The following is a 19,237-nucleotide window of genomic DNA, read 5'->3' on the forward strand; positions in this document are numbered from 1 at the left end:
GCTGGCTGAAATCATTTAATAAAGTTTAAATGCTCATTTCCAGATATTTTTAACTAAAATCCTATAGTGTTTTTCACTGATACAAAGCTCTGCAATAATTGTTTCCTGAACTAATATGATCTGCTTCTGAAATAGTACAATTCGGACATTTTGGATTTGGTTTTTATTTAATCAAAAAGAGAAAATAAACTTTGAATCTCATTTTACATATCGTAAATTGCCTGCTTTAAAAATTGTGCGGAATGAAAAATATTTTAAAAACCGGCTCGCTTGGTTTGATTTTAGCAGTATATAGCTGTCAATCAGTAAATACCACTAAAATGTTTTATGAAGATGTAAAGCCCGAGAAAGTTTCGGATCAGTTCAGTTTTACCGAAGGTCCTTCCTCGGATAAAGAAGGGAATGTGTACTTCACGGATCAGCCGAATGATAAGATTTATTATTGGGACTGGAAAACCAATAAAGTGATTGAGTTCATGAATAAAACGGGAAGAGCCAACGGAACACATTTCGATAAAGATGATAATTTAATCACCTGTTCCGATGATCAGGGTGAAATCTGGAAAATTTCAAAAGATAAAAAAGTACAGGTTCTGCTGAAAGGCTTTGAAGGAAAAAGACTGAACGGACCGAATGATGTCTGGAATGACGAGTTTGGCGGAATGTATTTTACCGATCCTCTGTATGTACGAGATTACTGGGTGAATTTTAAGCAGGAAACTCCGCATAAAAGTTTATACTACAGAAATAAAGACGGACAGATTTCCAAACTTGAAACCTTTACACAGCCGAATGGAGTGGTAGGAAGCGAAAAATTCAGAAAATTGTATGTTTCGGATATTGATGCCGGAAAAACATATGTTTATGATATTTTGGGCGAAGGAAAATTATCCGAGAAAAAACTTTTCTGTGAAATGGGTTCCGACGGAATGACGTTAGACAAACACGGAAATCTTTATTTAACTGGAAAAGGGGTTCATGTATTCAACAGAGAAGGAAAGAAGATTTATCATATTCCCATCGAAGAAGACTGGACTTCTAACGTTACTTTCGGAGGTAAAAATAATGATGTTCTATTCATCACCGCTTCAAAATCTGTTTATACTTTACCGACACGAGTAAGAGGAGTGAGATAAATTTAAGGTTGAGGTTAAGGTTTAGATAAGCGTTGTGTTTTAATCTCAGCCTTAATCTAAATCTTAACCTCAACCTTAATCTTAATACGCCACTTCCATTTTTACTTTCTTGCCCTTCAGTTTTTCATTGGCAAGTTTTTTCAGCAGCGCATTGACTTTATTTCTTGATACGGCAACGTAAGAAGTCGTGTCTTTTACTTCGATCAAGCCGACATCTTCTTTCTGGAGTTCTCCTTTTTTCAGCAGATAACCAACAATGTCCACTTTATTCACTTTGTCTTTTTTTCCGGCGCTGATATAGATGGTTTGAAAAGGCGTTTTTTCCGGAACTCTGGTAAATCCGGCTACGCTGTCTTCCGGTGTATTGTTTTTGATGAAAGGGAAATTTTCATCTTCCGTCATAATAAGATACGCAAAACCTTTCGCGTTCATTCTTGCTGTACGACCGTTTCTGTGGATGAAAGCGTCTTCTTTCGGCGGTAACTGATAATGAACGATCGATTCTACTTCCGGAACATCTAACCCTCTTGCAGCCAGATCAGTGGTAATTAAAATTCTTGCAGAATCGTTCCTAAATTTCAGCAGGGCGCGTTCTCTTTCATCCTGTTCCATTCCTCCATGGAAGGTTTCTCTGTCAATTCCTTTCTGGCGGAGAAGCTCGGAAATCCGGTCAACTGCTTCTCGGTGATTGCAGAAAATTAAAGTTCTTTTGTTCCCGATTTTACAGATTAAATTGAATAACGTGTCCAGTTTTTCTTCCGGCGTAGTCATTACCTTTTTAAACTGAATGTCGGGTTTTGCTTCGCTTAGTTTTAAAAAATCAATAATCTTTTCATCTTTTAATCCAGTAAATGCAGGAATTTCGTCCATTGCCGTTGCGGAAGTTAAAATTCTCTGAGACAATCCCTTCAATGAATTGGAAATAAATTCCATATCATCATGAAAGCCAAGTTCAAGAGCCTTATCAAACTCATCCAGAACCAGCGTTTTGATGGTTTTCGGATCAAAATTATTATTCCTCAGATGATAAACCACTCTTCCCGGTGTTCCGATTAATACCGCCGGAGCTTCAATCAGGTTGTTTACCTCAATTTTTTTGTCGTGACCGCCATAACACACGGAAACTTTAAAATCGGTTCCCATTGCTTTAAAAACCTGCTCGATCTGTAAAGCCAGTTCTCGCGCCGGAACCAGAATAAGAGCCTGAATTCCTGAACTGTTTTTCTTTAAATTTCGCAGCACAGGAAACAAAAAAGCCAGTGTTTTTCCCGAACCGGTAGGAGAGAGCAGGACAACATCCTGATTGTTTTCTGTCGCTTTGTATGTAGATTTCTGCATCTGATTCATGTCCTGAATCTGCAGTTTTTCGTAGATAGATTCTAATTCCATGGTGCAAAGATACAGAATTCGTTATGGTGTTGGCTAGTTGTTTTTTTCAGTTTAAAGTTTAAGATTTGTTTTTAACTAAAAGATATCAATAAAAAATTATAAGGCGCTTTTTCCTGATTTCAAAGGCTGGATTAGAATGATGGTTTAGCTGTCTTAGGTAGCTTCATTTTATTAAAACAATATTTCAGGGATGAATATTTGTAAAGTATGCATTGTCTGGTAAAGATATGCAGTATTTTGATGCTCAGAATATTATTGTTTGTTTCAAATAAATTTCATATCTTTGCACCCACTTTTGTGGCGAAAAGGTTTGAAGAGTAAATAACTAAAAATTAATTACTTCCGTATTTTTCAATTCACATTTATTCAGACCGTTGAAAGAGAAGGAATACAAATTTAATTAGAATTATGTCAAAAGAGACAAATTCAGCTGAATTATTATTAAATCAAAACGTAGCACCTGAACAATTTGACTGGGATTCTTTCGAATCTGGTCTTGATGCTGATGCTAGAAAAGAGAAAAGCGATTTAGAAGAAATCTACAACGGATCTTTAAACAACTTAGACGATAACGACGTTCTAATTGGTAAAGTAGTAAGATTAACTGATAAAGAAGCTATCGTAGACATCAACTTCAAGTCTGAAGGTGTTATTTCTCTTAACGAATTCCGTTACAACCAAGGTCTTAAAGTAGGAGACGAGGTAGAAGTAATGGTGGACAGAAGAGAAGACAAAACAGGACAGTTACAGTTATCTCACAGAAAAGCAAGAACGCTTAAAGCCTGGGATAAAGTAAACGAACTTCACGAAACAGGTGAAATCGTTAACGGTTTTGTTAAGTCTAGAACTAAAGGAGGTATGATCGTTGACGTACATGGAATCGAAGCATTCTTACCTGGTTCTCAGATCGACGTTAAGCCAATTAAAGATTACGATCAGTTCGTAGGAAAAACTATGGAATTCAAAGTTGTGAAAATCAACCCTGAGTTCAAAAACGTAGTAGTTTCTCACAAAGCATTGATCGAAGCAGATATCGAAGGTCAGAAAAAAGAAATCATCGCTCAGTTAGAAAAAGGACAGGTTCTTGAAGGTACTGTTAAGAATATTACTTCTTACGGTGTGTTCATCGACTTAGGAGGTGTTGATGGATTGATCCACATTACAGACCTTTCTTGGTCTAGAGTGAACCACCCATCTGAAATCCTTGAGGACGGACAGACTGTAAAAGTGGTTATCCTTGATTTTGATGATGAGAAAACAAGAATCCAGTTAGGTATGAAGCAATTAGAAGCTCATCCTTGGGATGCTCTTTCTGCTGACTTAAAAGTTGGAGATAAAGTAAAAGGAAAAGTAGTAGTTCTTGCTGACTATGGTGCATTCGTAGAAATTGCTCCGGGTGTTGAAGGATTAATCCACGTTTCTGAAATGTCTTGGTCTACTCACTTGAGATCTGCAGGTGACTTTGTAAAAGTAGGTGATGAGGTAGAAGCTGAAGTACTTACTTTAGACAGAGAAGACAGAAAAATTTCTTTAGGTATCAAGCAATTAAGCAAAGATCCATGGGAAAATATCGAAGCTAAGTATCCTGTAGGATCTAAGCACGTAGGAACTGTAAGAAACTTCACTAACTTTGGTGTATTCGTAGAGTTAGAAGAAGGTATCGACGGTTTAATCTACATTTCTGATCTTTCTTGGACTAAGAAAATCAAGCATCCATCTGAATTCTGTGCAGTTGGTGATAAATTAGATGTTGTAGTTCTTGAACTAGACATCCAGGCTAGAAGATTATCTCTAGGTCACAAACAATTAACAGAAAACCCTTGGGATGCATTCGAAACTAAATATGCTGAAGGAACAGTTCACGCTGGTAAAGCGGTAGAAGTACACGATAAAGGAGCTTCTGTACAGTTCGAAGATGCTGAAGTTGAAGCATTCTGTCCATCAAGATTATTAGAGAAGGAAGACGGATCTAAAATCAAGAAAGGTGAAGAGGCTGATTTCAAAGTAATTGAATTCAACAAAGAATTCAAGAGAGTAGTAGTTTCTCATACAGGAATCTTCAGAGACGAAGAGAAGAAAAACGTAAGAGAAAACTCTAACAACAGATCTAATAATGTTTCATCATCTTCAAACGAAGAGAGATCTACTCTTGGAGATATCGATGCATTAGCAGAATTAAAAAGAAAAATGGAAGAAGGGAAATAATACCTGATTCATTTTAAATATTAAGCCACTCAAAAGAGTGGCTTTTTTGTTTTTATTCAATTCATAAAATTGCTGTTAATCCGGGATTTCTTAATTTGATTTATTCATAAATTTAGCGGAGTTTATATACTATTGTTAAATTAAATGTCTATTTAAATAATTTTAAATTATACTATTGTTTTATTGTTAATTATATGTAAATTAGCGGCTTTATTAGTGTATATGAAAAAAGTAGCTTTACCCCTTTTATTTGTAGTTTCTGCAATGTTTCCTTCTGTTCTTTTCGGACAGGATAATGAGAAGTTAATTAAGGATTATATTTCTCAAAATAAGATCAGAGAATATAAGAAATCAGATCTTACAAATTTTAAGATTGATAATGTTGATGAATCAAAGTCATTAAATGGAAATGTAATTAAATTCCAGCAGACTTATAATGGACTTCCGGTATACAATGCGGAAGGTACTGTTTTAGTAAGAGATAATAAAGTAATTTATTATTCTGATACTTTTTTGAAAGATTATACTTCTTCTGTATCAAATACAGCTTCTGTTACGAAGACTGCTGCTCTTCAGAAAATAGCTGAAAATTTACAGAAAGATAAAATTCAGAATTATCCTATTTTAGGGTATAATGATGCAGATTTAAATAACGCACCCGCTGCAAAACAAAGACTGGTATACGTACAAGATAATGGTGCTTTAAAATTAGCTTACCAATTCTCTTTTCCAGAGCCTAATTCTCCAAGCTATTGGGATATTCTAGTAGATGCAAATACAGGAAATATTATCAGTAAACTAGATTTGAACTTATCCTGTAATTTCCATAATGATGCTTATTCGCGTGATTACAGTCATGTTCATAATGAAACTATTACAGCAGGACCGCTAAAGCAAGAAGAAAGTAAAAATAGTTTTTCACTTTTAGCACCCGATAACGCTTCATATAATGTTTTTGCATTACCTATAGAGGCTCCTACATTTGGTTCAAGATCAATTGTAAGTAATCCATGGATCTTAACTGCCTCTCCGGAAGGATGGCATTATGACGGAACTACCCGTTATACAATTACAAGAGGTAATAACGTACATGCTTATGAGGATACAGCAGGAACCAATGCAGTTGGATATTCACCTGATGGAGGCACTACAAGAAATTTCAATTATGCTTTTAATATTAATGATGATCCATTAAACAATCAGAATGCGGCAATAACGAATTTATTTTATATTAATAATAAAATTCACGATATTTTCTACATGTTTGGTTTTACTCCTACAGCAAGAAACTTTCAGAATACTAATTTTGGCTTAGGAGGTTCTGGTAACGATTATGTACAGGCTGAAGCACAAGATGGAGGAGGAACAAATAATGCTAACTTTGCAAGTCCTAGTGATGGAAGTAAACCAAGAATGCAGATGTATCTTTGGTCAGCTGTGAACAGAATATTTTATTATAATGCACCGACTTCGGCAGTGCCTCGTCAACCCATTGCAGGAACAGCTTTATTTGGAAATGCTTTAGATGCGACTGGTGTTACAGGCAATGTACAGTTATCCTCAGTTCTTGATGGCTGTACAGCAATACCTGCAGGATCTTTAACGGGTAAGATTGGTTTAGTAGAAAGAGGAACTTGTAATTTTACAGTTAAGGTGAAAAATGCACAAAACGCAGGAGCTACAGCAGTAATTATTTATAATAACACTACAAATGGTGATACGGTTGGAAATATGTCTGGAACTGATGCAACGATTACTATCCCATCAGTTCTAATTTCAAATACTGAAGGTGAATATATTAAAGGGCAGCTTTCCGCTAATACAACTGTAAATGTAACTTTAAAAAATGATCCTGCCAGCAGTATTACGCCAGATGGAAGTTTTGATAATGGAATAGTAGTTCATGAATATGGTCACGGAATTTCTAATAGACTTACCGGAACTGGTTCTGGATGTTTGAATTCTTCTTTAGATAAAGAGCAAATGGGTGAAGGATGGTCGGACTTCTTTGCTTTAATGCTTACTAATAAGGCGGGAGATAACGCCTCTGTTCCAAGAGGTATGGCAACATATGCAGCAGGACAAGGGATTTTTGGAAGCGGTATAAGACCAGCTCAATATTCACCAGATTTTGCCATTAATGATTATACTTATGGTGACACCAATGGAATGGAGTATACGAATACTAATTTACAAATAGTTCCTGATGTACACTCTATTGGATTTGTATGGGCTACAATGCTTTGGGATCTTCACTGGCAGTATGTTGCCAAGTATGGATATTCTTCTGATGTAATGGCAAACACAACAAATGGTAGCTCAAGAGTTTTACAATTAGTAACCGACGCATTGAAACTTCAGGTTTGTAATCCTACATTTATCAATGGTAGAGATGCCATCATTGCAGCAGATCAGGCTAAAGGAGGTGCAGACAGATGTATGATCTGGAGAACGTTTGCAAAGAGAGGTTTAGGTGTTAATGCTAGTGCGGGAAGTTTAACAAATATTAATGATCAGGTTCAGGATTTTAGTGTTCCTGCAGATTGTGTATTGGCTACAGACGAAGTAAAAGTTGTTAAAAACAACATTTCAATTTATCCTAATCCTGCGAAGAATGAATTTTTCATCAATTTCCCAAGCAATACGTTAGGAAAAGTAAGTGTTGAAATTTATGATATGTCTGGAAAATTAGTTTCTTCTGAGGATAAAATTTCTCCAGATGCTAAAAAATCAATCTCTACAGATAAACTGATTAACGGAACATATATGGTGAAAGTAAAAGGCATCGGTATTGATGCTGCATCAAAAGTTATTGTTAAAAAATAATCTGAATATTTATAAATTTTAGTTACGGCGCGAGCGAAGCTCGCGCCGTAACTTTTTATTTTCACAGCCATTTTATTATTCATTTAATAATATATTGTACCTTTGCAGGCTGTAAAAATGAATTATGCAGAAGAAAAATATTTTAAAGGGAGTTCTATTTGTAGGGATTGGCGCAAGTATATATGGGATGCTGGCAACGTTTGTTAAACTCGCTTATCAGGATGGTTATACCACTTCAGAAGTTACAACATCACAGTTTTTATTGGGAATAGTGGGCCTTTTAGTCTTAAATTTTATTCAGACAATCACCTCTAAAAAAGCTTTGCCTTCACCAACATCAAAAGAAGTAAGAAACTTACTGTTAGCCGGAACTTCATTAGGTTGCACCAGTTTGTTTTATTACATTGCAGTTCAGTATATCAATGTCTCGATAGCGATTGTTTTGCTGATGCAGTCCGTCTGGTTCAGTGTAGTGGTGGAAAGTTTTCTGACAAAAAAACTGCCCAATGCAAGAAAAATTGTTTCCGTTATTATTGTTTTGGCGGGAACCATTTTAGCCACCAATTTAATCAATGAAAGTTTAGATCTGGACTGGAAAGGAATTTTCTGGGGATTATTAGCTGCAGCTTCCTATACACTAACGATGTTTACTTCCAATACTTTAGCAACGCACTTACCTGTTTTCAGAAAAAGTATTATCATGCTTTTGGGTGGTTCAGTTGTTGTTTTTGCATTTTTGTTTTTTGCACAGATCGGACCGCTGCATTTCGAAGGTTTAAAATCTTTTTACCTTAATTTTACAGACAATACAGAGCATATTCATTCCTTTAATTATTCAATTTTATGGAAATATGGTTTAATTTTATCACTTTTCGGAACCATAATTCCGCCGATTTTATTTAATGTCGGATTTCCGAATGCAGGACTTGGATTGGGAAGCATCGTTTCTTCTTTAGAATTACCGGTTTCTGTGACGATGGCCTTTGTTTTATTGGGTGAAAAAGTAATTTTTATACAATGGGTTGGAATTGCACTAATACTTTTTGCAATTGTCCTCATGAATTTATCTAAAAAAGAAAATCAACTTGCTGAAATATCTTAAATAATACTATTGAAACCGTTTCATTTGGAACGGTTTTTTAATTTCAGTAAATAAAATGGTTTATGAAATATTACAGAAATATATTTACCGCATTAATTTTTATTACAAGTACGAATCTTTTATTGTCACAGGTGAAACCACTGGATGCGGAATTAACGAATTATCAATACCCTTTCGAAGTTCATTTTTTAAATTTTACATCTCAGAAAAACAATTTGAAAATGGCTTACATGGATGTTCAGCCAACAAAGTCAAACGGAAAAGTCATCATGCTCCTTCATGGTAAGAATTTTAATGGAGCTTATTGGGAAAGAACCGCCAAAGACCTTTCAGATAATGGTTTCAGAGTGATTATTCCGGATCAGATAGGATTTGGAAAATCTTCAAAACCTCAAAGTTATCAGTTTTCATTTTCGCAGTTGGCAGAAAATACAAAAGCCATTTTGGACAAATTAAAAATCGATAAAATTATTGTTTTAGGACATTCGATGGGAGGGATGATTGCGACAAGATTTACTTTACAATACCCCGAAAAAGTTGAAAAATTGATCTTAGAAAATCCAATCGGATTGGAAGATTATAAAACATTTGCTGCTTATCAAACAATTGATCAGGCATATCAGTCAGAATTAAAAAATACCGCAGAAACCTATAAAAATTATCAGCTTAAATTTTATTACGACAATAAATGGAAAGCAGAATATCAACCATGGTTAAACTTAATTGCAGGATGGACTGTACATCCTGATTATCCAAAAGTTGCATGGGATGCAGCCTTAACTTCAGATATGATTTACAATCAGCCGGTTTGCTATGAATTTAAAAACATAAAAGTTCCCACTTTACTCATTATCGGAACAAGAGACAGAACCGCAATCGGGAAAGACCGCGCTCCAAAAGAACTGCAAACAAAAATGGGGCAATATCAGGAATTAGGAAAGAAAACACAACAACAGATTGTTGGTTCTAAACTCGTGGAAATCGAAAACGTAGGACACCTTCCGCATATCGAAGTCTATGATAAATTCTGGAATGCGTTGTATGAATTTATTAAGTAGAAAAGCAAAAGGTTTGATGATTGAAAATTTAAATGATTGAGAGAATATATAAATTTATTTTTAATGAATGAATTCTCCTCCTCTGGAGGGGTGGCAAAAATTTCCTGAAATTTTTGACGGGGTGGTTTTAAAATGCATACTTTTCTTAGCCCCGATTGCAGTAAAAATCCTTTTTTGAAAAAAAAAAGATTGCAGCGGAAAGCGGGAAAAAGCTCCAAATAAATATGTACTTCAAATAAAAAGAGACCGCTAAAAATTAGCAGTCTCTTTTCGTATGTATTGTTGTCTGAATTATTTCTTCTTGTAAGCAGCGTCTTTAATTCTCGCTTTTTTACCTCTAAGATCTCTGAAGTAGTAGATTCTAGATCTTCTAACTTTACCTCTTCTGTCAACTTCGATTTTTTGAAGAGCCGGCATGTTGATTGGGAATACTCTTTCTACTCCTACATCACCAGACATTTTTCTGATGGTGAAAGTTTTTGTAGAACCAGTACCTCTCAATTGGATAACTGTTCCTTTGAAAAACTGAGTTCTTGTTTTTTGTCCTTCTTTAATTTCGTAGTAAACAGTGATCGTATCACCCGCTTTGAATTCAGGGAATTCTTTTTTTGTAATGTACTTGTCTTGTACGTACTTTAATAAATCCATTATTAATAAATAAAATGTTAAAGCTAAGCAACTTACACGGACTTCGTCAGAGGTTGAATAACAGGTTGCAAATGTACAAAACATTTTTGAAATTTTCCAAACAATTTTATATTAAATATCATGAAATTTTCATCCCGTTTTTCGGCTCAGATTTAATGTTTCCTTCAACTTCCCATCAGACACAGTTTATATGTGAATTCTACTTTTGCACGAAAATAAAATCAGGCAGTACAATTTTTAATAATCCGCTGATATACAATTTTTAATCTCAATAAATCTAATAAAAATTAAACTAAAAATGAAACATTATTTTTTCTTTTTCCTCTTCGTCGTCCAGATGGTTTTTGGACAGACTTTGTATCCTTATTTACAAAATCCGACGCCAACTTCCATGATTGTCAACTGGAAAACCTCTTCCAATAATGAAACCACAGTTTTTTACGGAACCAGCCCAACCAACCTGAATGTTACTTTTACAGGAACAACGAATATTTTTTCAGATACAGGATATAACAACAATTACTTTTATCACACTGCAAAAATTGCCAATCTTCAGCCTAACACAAAATACTATTATAAGATTAAAACAGGAACCAGTGAATCTGCAGTGTATAATTTCCGGACACTTCCTCTACCGGGACAAGCAGCAACAGCCAACGGAAAAATCCGTTTCCTGATCATGGGCGACAACCAGATTAAAGCAGAACCGAGATACGATACCTTAACTTTAAATGCTTATAAAAAATTAAAGGAAAAATTCGGTGCGGCTTCCGATCCTTCAGATAATATTGCTTTAACCTTCATGGTAGGAGATCAGGTAGATGTGGGAACTCTGGATCATTACGAAAATGTTCATTTCAAGAAAAACATTAATTTATCGCCTTATCTTCCGATTCAGACCACGGTGGGAAACCATGAAACTTACGGAAGTCTGGGAATGAATTCCTATTATGCACATTTTTACATCGATGAAATTCAGTATAAAAACATTAGCTCAGGAAACGAAAATTACTATGCGCAACAGGCTGGAAACGTTCTCTTTATAAGCTTAAGCTCTGAACATACCGGTTCTGCACAAATGACTTGGCTGCAACAGGTTTTAAATGCTGCAAACGGCGATTCTACGGTAGACTGGATCATTTCTCTGAGCCACAGACCGTATCAGGCGGAACAATATGTAGGAGATATTTCTACATGGGTAAGAAACAGTGCCGTTCCACTTTTAACCACTTCTTCAAAATATTTAATGCACGTTGGAGCGCATCACCATTTATACCACAGAGGTCAGCTGAAAAATACACCGAATTACCAGATTATTTCCGGTGGAGTTGCATGGGATCAGTATTGGGGAATGTCGACCGAACAGGACTTTGATGATGTTCAGAAAACATTAACAGACTGGACGTACCAGATCGTGGAAGTAGATGTAAACACAGGAAAAGTAGATGTGGAATCCTATTCTATCGGAGGGGTTTATCATAAAAAATATAATGAGCTGATTGATACATTCCACCGCTATAAAAATCAGCCCAAACCTGCAAAACCTTCCATTTCCAATACATTTACGGCGCCGGTTACTTTACCGTTAACTTTAAACGGAAGTACATTTTCAAGCTCAAACGGAGAATTGCTGAACACCACTCAGTTCTTAATTAGTAAAGCGGCTGATTTTTCCATCATTGAAAAAGAATTTTACAGAGACTATGAAAACTGGTTCGGAAAAGACGGAAGCGGAACTCCCGATATCACCAAAAACCTGAATGCAGGAGTAGATATCACAAAAGCTACTATTGCCGCCAACTCAATCACCAACGGAAATTATTACGTAAAAGTGCGTTACAGAGACCGCAACATGGAGTGGAGCGACTGGAGTGATGTAAAACAGTTTACAGTAACCGGAAGTGTGGTTTCTAATCCTGTTTTCACTTTAAATAAAACAGAATATCTTCAAAACGAACCCATTATTGCCAACTTTACAGACGGTCCAGGAAATAATCAGGACTGGGTTGGAATTTATAAAAAAGGACAGAATCCTTCTGCCGTAACTTCTCAGGCTTTTGTGTATACCAACGGGCAAACCGCAGGAACAGCCACTTTCCCGAACGGAATTTCTGCCAAAGGTCAGTATTTTGCAGGATTTTTTGCCAATAACGGATATACGGAAATTACACCGAGAAAAAACTTCTACGTAGGTCCGAAAGTTAATCTGAGTACCACTTCAGATGTTTATCCTGTTGGCGGAACCGTAACCGTAAATTTCTCCAACGGACCGAATTTAACCAAAGACTGGATCGGAATTTATAAAATGGGACACACGCCCGGAACCATAAATTCTACTCAGTGGAGCTATGTGACAACGGCTTCGGGAACGCTTAATTTTACAGGCCTTGCCAAAGGATATTATTATGCACAGTACTTCTTGGAAGACGGTTATACAACGGTTGGAGAAAAAGTTTTCTTTAAAGTAGGGGATGTAGTCACCGAACTTTGGATCAACAAACCGGTTTACAGTTTAGGAGAAAATATCACCGCTTCATGGACGGATTCTCCGGGAATAATCAAAGACTGGCTCGGAATTTATCCTCAGAATATTTCGGTTCCGGATGATCAGTTTATTTCTTATACTTATTTTGACGGAATTACACAGGGAACCAAAACAATCACCGGAACAGCAGTTCCTGCAGCACCGGGAAATTATTATATGGTGATGTTTACCAACGATTCTTACACGGAAGTTTCAAACAGGGTTCAGTTTCAGGTAACCGGAACACCGCTTGGAACAGAAGAAACAAAAAGTACAGAGAAAAATGTGGTTCTTTATCCGAATCCTACAAAACCCGGTGAACCGACTTTTATTAAAAGTGATTATCCGATCGAAAAAATAGAACTTCTTTCTGCCAACGGAGACCTTTTATATCAGTCGAAAAATGTAAATAACCAGCGTTTCTCTCTGGTCAACGAAAATCTTCCGAAAGGAGTGTATTTTGTAAAAGTATACACAAGAAAATTATTTACCTTAAAATTAGTCATTCAGTAAAACACTTCAATTTTCATATAAAACAACAAAACGGGCTTAGAAAAGTCCGTTTTTGTTATTTTTGGTAATACCCGGATCAATTATATATTGACCCATCGCTCATCAATAATCAATCATCAATTATTGATTATCGATCATCAAAATTGGAGCTTTTTCCAGCTTTCGCTACTCGCTTTTTCTTATTTTCGGCGGCTGCTTCGCAGCCGCCGAAAATAAGAAAAGAGCTCAGACATGCCGCTCAATCTGGGCTAAAACATTCTCCGTAGTTCAATATTTGACATTCAAAAATCAATCATCAGTAGATTTCAGTGCCCATGCAATCAGCGGAGCCTGCATAAAAAGCCTTCCCAATCTCTGATTATCCGTGTTCAGTCCAAAAGAATCCCTTCTGTTTTTATACTGGGCAATATTCCCGGGAAAAACAGCCGCGAAAAATCCGGCAACAATTCTTCCCATATTTTTTCTGTATTTTTTGGGCGTTGCGATCATTGCCGTTCCTAAAGCAATTTCAGCAATTCCCGAATAAACAACAGTATCATCTTTATCCAGAGGAACCCATTCCGGAACCTGTGCCTGAAATTCTTTCCTTGCAAAAGTAAGATGTCCTATTCCTGCGGTAATCAGAAAAGCTCCCAGAGCAATTCTTGAAATATTTTTTGTTTCCATAAATAAATATTTGTGAGGTGATTGTGTAAGACGTACCAAAATTCAGACCACGAAAAAAAATCTAAAAATCCTGAACAACGGATATATGAGAAAAATTATTAAATTTAGCCAACAGAAAAATCTAATATTTCATGATAGATAAAAGAGTAAAAAATGCAAAGGAAGCCATCGAAGGCATTAAAGACGGAATGACATTAATGTTAGGCGGATTCGGACTTTGCGGAATTCCTGAAAACTCAATTAATGCTTTGGTAGAGAGTGATGTAAAAGACTTAACCTGTATTTCAAACAACGCCGGAGTAGACGATTTCGGTCTGGGATTACTGCTTCACAAAAGACAGATCAAAAAAATGATTTCCTCTTATGTGGGAGAAAATGCAGAATTCGAAAGACAGATGCTTTCAGGAGAATTGGAAGTGGAACTTACTCCGCAGGGAACTTTGGCAGAAAAATGCAGAGCGGCACAGGCTGGAATTCCCGCTTTTTATACACCGGCTGGTTTCGGAACTGAAGTAGCGGAAGGAAAAGAAGTAAAAGATTTCAAAGGAAAACCTCATATTCTGGAATATGCATATGAAGCAGATTTTTCTATTGTAAAAGCCTGGAAGGGAGATCACGCCGGAAACCTTATCTTCAAAGGTTCGGCAAGAAACTTCAATCATCCGATGGCAGGAGCAGGAAAAATTACCATTGCAGAAGTGGAAGAATTAGTAGAACCGGGAGAATTGGATCCCAACCAGATTCACATTCCGGGAATCATGATCCAGAGAATTTTTCAGGGTGAAAAATTCGAAAAAAGAATCGAGCAGAGAACCGTTAGAAAAAGAGATTGATTTTAAATTTCTTCTTAAAAATAATACCCCGAAATCAATATTCGGGGTAATTTATTTTAGTTATAAAAGCCTAATTGTCATTATAAACAAAGTGAAGAATCTCACAATCATATCAACTTCCATTTCATCTACACTAAAGTTTTTCTCTCCCCGATCTGCTGTCTCCACATGGCATAATACAAACCTTTTTCTTCAATAAGATTAAGATGAGAGCCGGTTTCTACAATTTGTCCGCGTTCCAGAACGTAAATTCTGTCGGCGTGCATAATCGTGCTTAAACGGTGTGCAATAAGAACGGTAATCTGTTCTTTTTCCTTAGAAATTTCTTTAATGGTTGTGGTAATTTCCTCTTCGGTAATACTGTCCAGTGCAGAAGTAGCTTCATCAAAGATCAGCAAATGAGGTTTTCTCAGTAATGCTCTTGCAATCGCAATTCTCTGCTTTTCACCACCGCTTAGTTTTAGTCCGCCTTCACCAATCACGGTATTAATTCCGTTTTCAGCACGCTCCAGAAGAGCAGTACAGCTTGATTTTTTTAAAGCCAGTTGCAAATCTTCTTCCGTTGCAGATGGGTTTACAAATAGCAGATTTTCTTTAATAGTTCCTGCAAAAAGCTGAGTATCCTGCGTTACAAACCCGATCTGGTTTCTCAGTTCATCAAAATCAAATTCTTTCCCGTCAATATTGTTATATAAAATAGAGCCTTCCTGCGGTCTGTACAATCCCACCAACAGTTTTACCAGAGTACTTTTTCCCGAACCGCTTGGTCCTACAAAAGCAATGGTCTCTCCGTTTTTTACGTTAAATGAAATAGAATTTAAAGCTTTATAATGCGCAGTCTGATGCTGAAAAGAAACTTTTTCAAATTCAAGCTCCTCAATAGCTCCGATTTTCTTTGGCGTTAAAGGTTTTGGTTCCACTTCTTTTTTCATCACTCTGTCGAAATTATTCAGAGAAGCCTGCGCTTCACGGTATGAAATGATGATGTTTCCGATTTCCTGCATCGGTCCGAAAATAAAGAACCCGTAAAACATTAACGATAAATACTGTCCCGGAGTTACAATATTTTTAAAAATCAATAACAATAAAGTAAAAGTAATCGTCTGCTGTAAAAAATTAACCAGAGTTCCCTGTACAAAACTCAGGGAACGGATACTTTTTACCTTTCTCAGTTCCAGATTCAGAATTTTGTAGGTATTATTGTTCAGACGTTCAACTTCCTGATTGGTCAGTCCCAGACTTTTTACGATCTCAATATTTCTGAGACTTTCCGTAGTACTTCCCGCAAGATTTGTAGTTTCGGTAACAATATTTTTCTGAATGGTTTTTATTCTTTTACTTAATAAATTCGTTACCACCGCAATAAAAACTATTCCCACCACATAAACCGGCATAATCGACCAGTGCAGACGAATTGCGTACACAGAAACGAAAATTATACTCACCAGAATTCCGAAAAAAACGTTGATGAAATTATTAATGAATTTTACAGAATCTTCACGAACCTTCGTTAAAATAGAAAGTGTTTCACCACTTCTCTGGTCTTCAAATTCCTGAAAAGGAAGTCTCATCGAATGCTTCAGACCGTCCGTAAAAATTTTAGCCCCAAATTTCTGAATAATCACATTCACCACATAATCCTGAAAAGCTTTGGCGATTCGGCTGATCATGGCAGTACCGATTAACAGTCCCAAAAAGTAAAAAACTCCATGATAGATATCAGTTCCGTAGAGATATTCCCCCATATTTCGGGGAAGAGTTTTCTCTTTATCGAAAAAATTGGGATGGGTAACAAGTTTATCTAATATATTCCCCGTAATAGCGGGGGCAAATAAAGAAAATACCTGATTTACAGCAGCTAAAAAAAGCGAAATAATAATCAGCCACTTATAAGGTTTAAGGTAATGTAATAAAATTTTCATCGTTTAAATTAAAAGCGTACAAATTTACAACAATTTGAGATTCAAAATTTATCCTGTGATAAGAAAGAAAATTATTTTGTAATTCTGAAAAAATGGCTAATTTGGCAGGATAAGATTAAGCTATGCTAACTAAAGAACAAATTGCACAAAGAATTTCCAGAGAAGTAAAAGATGGATATTACGTAAATTTAGGAATCGGAATTCCAACATTGGTTGCCAACTACGTTCCGGACAATCTTTCGGTAGAGTTCCAGAGTGAGAACGGAGTGTTGGGAATGGGACCATTTCCTTTTGAGGGAGAAGAAGATGCGGACGTTATCAATGCCGGAAAACAGACGATTACCATCTTAGACGGAGGTTCCTTCTTCGATTCGGCGTTCAGTTTCGGGATGATCAGAGCGCAGAAAGTAGATCTTACCATTTTGGGAGCCATGGAAGTTGCCGAAAACGGAGATATTGCCAACTGGAAAATTCCGGGAAAAATGGTGAAAGGAATGGGCGGAGCAATGGATCTTGTAGCTTCGGCAGAAAATATTATCGTTGCGATGATGCACGTAAACAAAGCCGGAGAAAGTAAAATTCTAAAAAAATGTACCCTTCCTTTAACCGGAGTAAACTGCGTGAAAAGAGTGGTTACAGAATTAGCCGTTTTAGATGTTACGCCTCAAGGTTTTAAGCTTATTGAAAGAGCTCCGGGAGTTTCTGTGGAGCACATCATACAATCTACAGAAGCTGATCTGATTATTGAAGGAGAAATTCCGGAAATGCAGTTCTCATAAAAAACAAAAGCTGTTTCAGACAATTGAAACAGCTTTTTTGTTAAGCATCATTTATTTCATTCAAACCTATGAGTGTGTAAAGTATCTTCAGATTTCTTTAAAATAAAAATTTAAAACCGAAAGATAGCGTAGAGATGGCATTTCCGTTAGGTCCGAATACCGCCTTATTATAATCCGGTACTACAGTGGCAACATGAGCCAGAGAAAAATCTGTTGTTTTAATATCTTTTGTTGTTCCCGGATAGTTTTTAATTGTTGTATACGAAAGATTAGCCAGATTATAAGAAAATTCTACCGTAAAATGTTTGGTGAGAACATAATCTAATCCTCCGGAAACAGCCAGCCCTATCTGATTTACCTTGATATCACTATTCGGTACAGATTGTCCGTTTGCTGTCATTTTCGTTTTTCCTGAAATGATAGGAACTGCAAGTTGCCCGAAAAAGAAAAGTCCTCCGTGTATATTCCAGTATTTTCTTGCCAGAGGTTCCACCACCAGAAGATTCGTTTTTAAAGTTACATTATCCGCAACCTGATTTTGAGATTTTACACCAATATTTCCTGCTGCAATTCCTATAGCAGTGGAAGGTCCCATAAAATAACCGGCAAGAGGAAGAATCGTAGTACTGGAAGATTTACCGGTTTCCGAACCGTCATTTGTGCTTTGATAGCCAAATTGTGCCGTTGCAAACCAAGTTCCCTTTAGACCTTCTTGCTTTTCCTGTGCGTTGCATAGCCCCATTATTATCATAGAACCAGCTAATAACATTTTTTTCATGTTCCTAAATTTTATTTATTTAACACGATCAAATTTAGGGGGGTATTCATCTTTTTTTGTGATGATTTTCGCTGATATTTGTCATTTTGATATTTATCATTTTTGTTAAAAAATATAAATTTTATTTTTAAATTTACGGTAGATTAAGTCTTTTTATCATTTTATTTTTAATGAATAATTATTTATTTTAAATTTTATATATTTAAAATGTGAATTGGTTTTTCAATTGTGATTCATAAAATCAATATTCACTTTTTTTATTGAAGAAGCTAACTTTTATCATACTCCCGAATTCTAAAAACAACAGTTTGTTCGCTAACTTTGAGTATACAAAATGGAGTTTAGTAAGTGATTTCTTTAAAAACAATTTAAATTTTGAATATTATGAAACAAAGAATTCCTGTATCTCAGATCATGACGAAAGACTTAATAACTCTTAATGTTTCGAATACACTGTATGATGCCGAAAAATTATTTAAGAATCACAAAATAAGACACATTCCTGTTGTGGAAGATAAAAAATTGCTGGGAGTATTAAGTTATTCCGATTTATTGAAAATCAGCTATGCAGATGTAGAAGAAGCAGAGGATGTTGAAGCAGATGGCGTTTCTGCCGTAGTATATGATATTTTCAGCATTTCACAGGTGATGACGAAAAGCCCGATGATTGTAGAACCCAATACAACCATTAAAGAAGTAGTGGAAATTTTATCTGAACAGAGCTTTCATTCTATTCCTGTAGTGGAAAATGGAGAACTGAAAGGGATTGTAACTACCACAGATATTTTAAAGTATTTATTGAAACAATATTAAATTACATATAGTACTTCCAATTTACTTTAATATCGGGTATTAAGC

14 protein-coding genes are annotated in these 19,237 nt (G+C 35.9%); 9 read left to right on the forward strand and 5 right to left on the reverse strand.

The window, feature by feature from the left end:
• Positions 1–242: 242 nt before the first annotated feature.
• On the forward strand, positions 243–1,136 hold the full coding sequence (locus KKI44_RS22075) for an SMP-30/gluconolactonase/LRE family protein (RefSeq protein WP_214589163.1): 894 nt from the start codon (positions 243–245) through the stop codon (positions 1,134–1,136).
• 81 nt (positions 1,137–1,217) lie between these two features.
• On the opposite strand, the gene KKI44_RS22080 is transcribed toward KKI44_RS22075, so the two are convergent.
• Positions 1,218–2,525, reverse strand: a complete 1,308-nt coding sequence (locus KKI44_RS22080; RefSeq protein ID WP_214589164.1) for a DEAD/DEAH box helicase — start codon at positions 2,523–2,525, stop codon at positions 1,218–1,220.
• Between the two features lie 408 nt (positions 2,526–2,933).
• On the opposite strand from KKI44_RS22080, the gene rpsA reads away from it, so the two are divergent.
• The 4 genes from rpsA to KKI44_RS22100 all read left to right on the forward strand — a co-directional run bounded on the left by rpsA (position 2,934) and on the right by KKI44_RS22100 (position 9,716).
• A complete protein-coding gene (gene rpsA, locus KKI44_RS22085; protein WP_076392562.1) occupies positions 2,934–4,730 on the forward strand; it encodes a 30S ribosomal protein S1 in 1,797 nt (598 codons plus the stop codon).
• Positions 4,731–4,952: 222 nt separating this feature from the next.
• Positions 4,953–7,556: a T9SS-dependent M36 family metallopeptidase gene (locus KKI44_RS22090; RefSeq protein ID WP_214589165.1), complete on the forward strand. Its 2,604-nt coding sequence runs from the start codon at positions 4,953–4,955 to the stop codon at positions 7,554–7,556.
• Between the two features lie 124 nt (positions 7,557–7,680).
• Positions 7,681–8,658, forward strand: coding sequence for an EamA family transporter (locus KKI44_RS22095; RefSeq protein WP_214589166.1), 978 nt, complete (start codon positions 7,681–7,683; stop codon positions 8,656–8,658).
• A 62-nt stretch (positions 8,659–8,720) separates the two neighbouring features.
• Entirely contained in the window at positions 8,721–9,716 is a 996-nt protein-coding gene (locus KKI44_RS22100; protein ID WP_214589167.1) for an alpha/beta fold hydrolase, read from the forward strand.
• Between the two features lie 291 nt (positions 9,717–10,007).
• Here the strand turns inward: KKI44_RS22100 and rplS are convergent, their stop codons facing one another.
• Positions 10,008–10,364: a 50S ribosomal protein L19 gene (gene rplS / locus KKI44_RS22105; RefSeq protein WP_007846341.1), complete on the reverse strand. Its 357-nt coding sequence runs from the start codon at positions 10,362–10,364 to the stop codon at positions 10,008–10,010.
• Between the two features lie 298 nt (positions 10,365–10,662).
• Here rplS and KKI44_RS22110 point away from each other — a divergent pair, with 298 nt between their 5' ends.
• On the forward strand, positions 10,663–13,401 hold the full coding sequence (locus KKI44_RS22110) for a fibronectin type III domain-containing protein (protein ID WP_214589168.1): 2,739 nt from the start codon (positions 10,663–10,665) through the stop codon (positions 13,399–13,401).
• A 288-nt stretch (positions 13,402–13,689) separates the two neighbouring features.
• Here KKI44_RS22110 and KKI44_RS22115 read toward each other — a convergent pair whose 3' ends face one another.
• A complete protein-coding gene (locus KKI44_RS22115; protein ID WP_214589169.1) occupies positions 13,690–14,067 on the reverse strand; it encodes a hypothetical protein in 378 nt (125 codons plus the stop codon).
• Between the two features lie 131 nt (positions 14,068–14,198).
• Between KKI44_RS22115 and KKI44_RS22120 the strand changes: the two genes are divergently transcribed.
• The gene (locus KKI44_RS22120; protein WP_029297233.1) at positions 14,199–14,900 is read left to right on the forward strand and encodes a CoA transferase subunit A; all 702 of its coding nucleotides are present in this window, start codon (positions 14,199–14,201) and stop codon (positions 14,898–14,900) included.
• 128 nt (positions 14,901–15,028) lie between these two features.
• Here KKI44_RS22120 and KKI44_RS22125 read toward each other — a convergent pair whose 3' ends face one another.
• On the reverse strand, positions 15,029–16,822 hold the full coding sequence (locus KKI44_RS22125) for an ABC transporter ATP-binding protein (RefSeq protein WP_214589170.1): 1,794 nt from the start codon (positions 16,820–16,822) through the stop codon (positions 15,029–15,031).
• 122 nt (positions 16,823–16,944) lie between these two features.
• Here KKI44_RS22125 and KKI44_RS22130 point away from each other — a divergent pair, with 122 nt between their 5' ends.
• Positions 16,945–17,601 (forward strand): CoA transferase subunit B, encoded by a 657-nt coding sequence (locus KKI44_RS22130; protein WP_214589171.1) that lies wholly within the window; start codon positions 16,945–16,947, stop codon positions 17,599–17,601.
• Between the two features lie 97 nt (positions 17,602–17,698).
• On the opposite strand, the gene KKI44_RS22135 is transcribed toward KKI44_RS22130, so the two are convergent.
• Complete coding sequence (locus KKI44_RS22135; protein WP_214589172.1) at positions 17,699–18,379, reverse strand: outer membrane beta-barrel protein; 681 nt, start codon at positions 18,377–18,379, stop codon at positions 17,699–17,701.
• 384 nt (positions 18,380–18,763) lie between these two features.
• On the opposite strand from KKI44_RS22135, the gene KKI44_RS22140 reads away from it, so the two are divergent.
• The gene (locus KKI44_RS22140; RefSeq protein ID WP_214589173.1) at positions 18,764–19,192 is read left to right on the forward strand and encodes a CBS domain-containing protein; all 429 of its coding nucleotides are present in this window, start codon (positions 18,764–18,766) and stop codon (positions 19,190–19,192) included.
• Positions 19,193–19,237 lie beyond the last annotated feature (45 nt).

The organism is Chryseobacterium sp. ZHDP1, from assembly GCF_018603435.1.
Lineage (GTDB): Bacteria > Bacteroidota > Bacteroidia > Flavobacteriales > Weeksellaceae > Chryseobacterium > Chryseobacterium indicum.

Excerpts from the sequence above, each read along its gene's own strand:
- KKI44_RS22115 (WP_214589169.1), bottom strand. The coding sequence starts at position 14,067 with ATGGAAACAAAAAATATTTCAAGAATTGCTCTGGGAGCTTTTCTGATT.
- rpsA (WP_076392562.1), top strand. The coding sequence starts at position 2,934 with ATGTCAAAAGAGACAAATTCAGCTGAATTATTATTAAATCAAAACGTA.
- KKI44_RS22120 (WP_029297233.1), top strand. The coding sequence starts at position 14,199 with ATGATAGATAAAAGAGTAAAAAATGCAAAGGAAGCCATCGAAGGCATT.
- KKI44_RS22110 (WP_214589168.1), top strand. The coding sequence starts at position 10,663 with ATGAAACATTATTTTTTCTTTTTCCTCTTCGTCGTCCAGATGGTTTTT.
- rplS (WP_007846341.1), bottom strand. The coding sequence starts at position 10,364 with ATGGATTTATTAAAGTACGTACAAGACAAGTACATTACAAAAAAAGAA.
- KKI44_RS22080 (WP_214589164.1), bottom strand. The coding sequence starts at position 2,525 with ATGGAATTAGAATCTATCTACGAAAAACTGCAGATTCAGGACATGAAT.
- KKI44_RS22135 (WP_214589172.1), bottom strand. The coding sequence starts at position 18,379 with ATGAAAAAAATGTTATTAGCTGGTTCTATGATAATAATGGGGCTATGC.
- KKI44_RS22100 (WP_214589167.1), top strand. The coding sequence starts at position 8,721 with ATGAAATATTACAGAAATATATTTACCGCATTAATTTTTATTACAAGT.
- KKI44_RS22140 (WP_214589173.1), top strand. The coding sequence starts at position 18,764 with ATGAAACAAAGAATTCCTGTATCTCAGATCATGACGAAAGACTTAATA.
- KKI44_RS22075 (WP_214589163.1), top strand. The coding sequence starts at position 243 with ATGAAAAATATTTTAAAAACCGGCTCGCTTGGTTTGATTTTAGCAGTA.
- KKI44_RS22090 (WP_214589165.1), top strand. The coding sequence starts at position 4,953 with ATGAAAAAAGTAGCTTTACCCCTTTTATTTGTAGTTTCTGCAATGTTT.
- KKI44_RS22095 (WP_214589166.1), top strand. The coding sequence starts at position 7,681 with ATGCAGAAGAAAAATATTTTAAAGGGAGTTCTATTTGTAGGGATTGGC.
- KKI44_RS22125 (WP_214589170.1), bottom strand. The coding sequence starts at position 16,822 with ATGAAAATTTTATTACATTACCTTAAACCTTATAAGTGGCTGATTATT.
- KKI44_RS22130 (WP_214589171.1), top strand. The coding sequence starts at position 16,945 with ATGCTAACTAAAGAACAAATTGCACAAAGAATTTCCAGAGAAGTAAAA.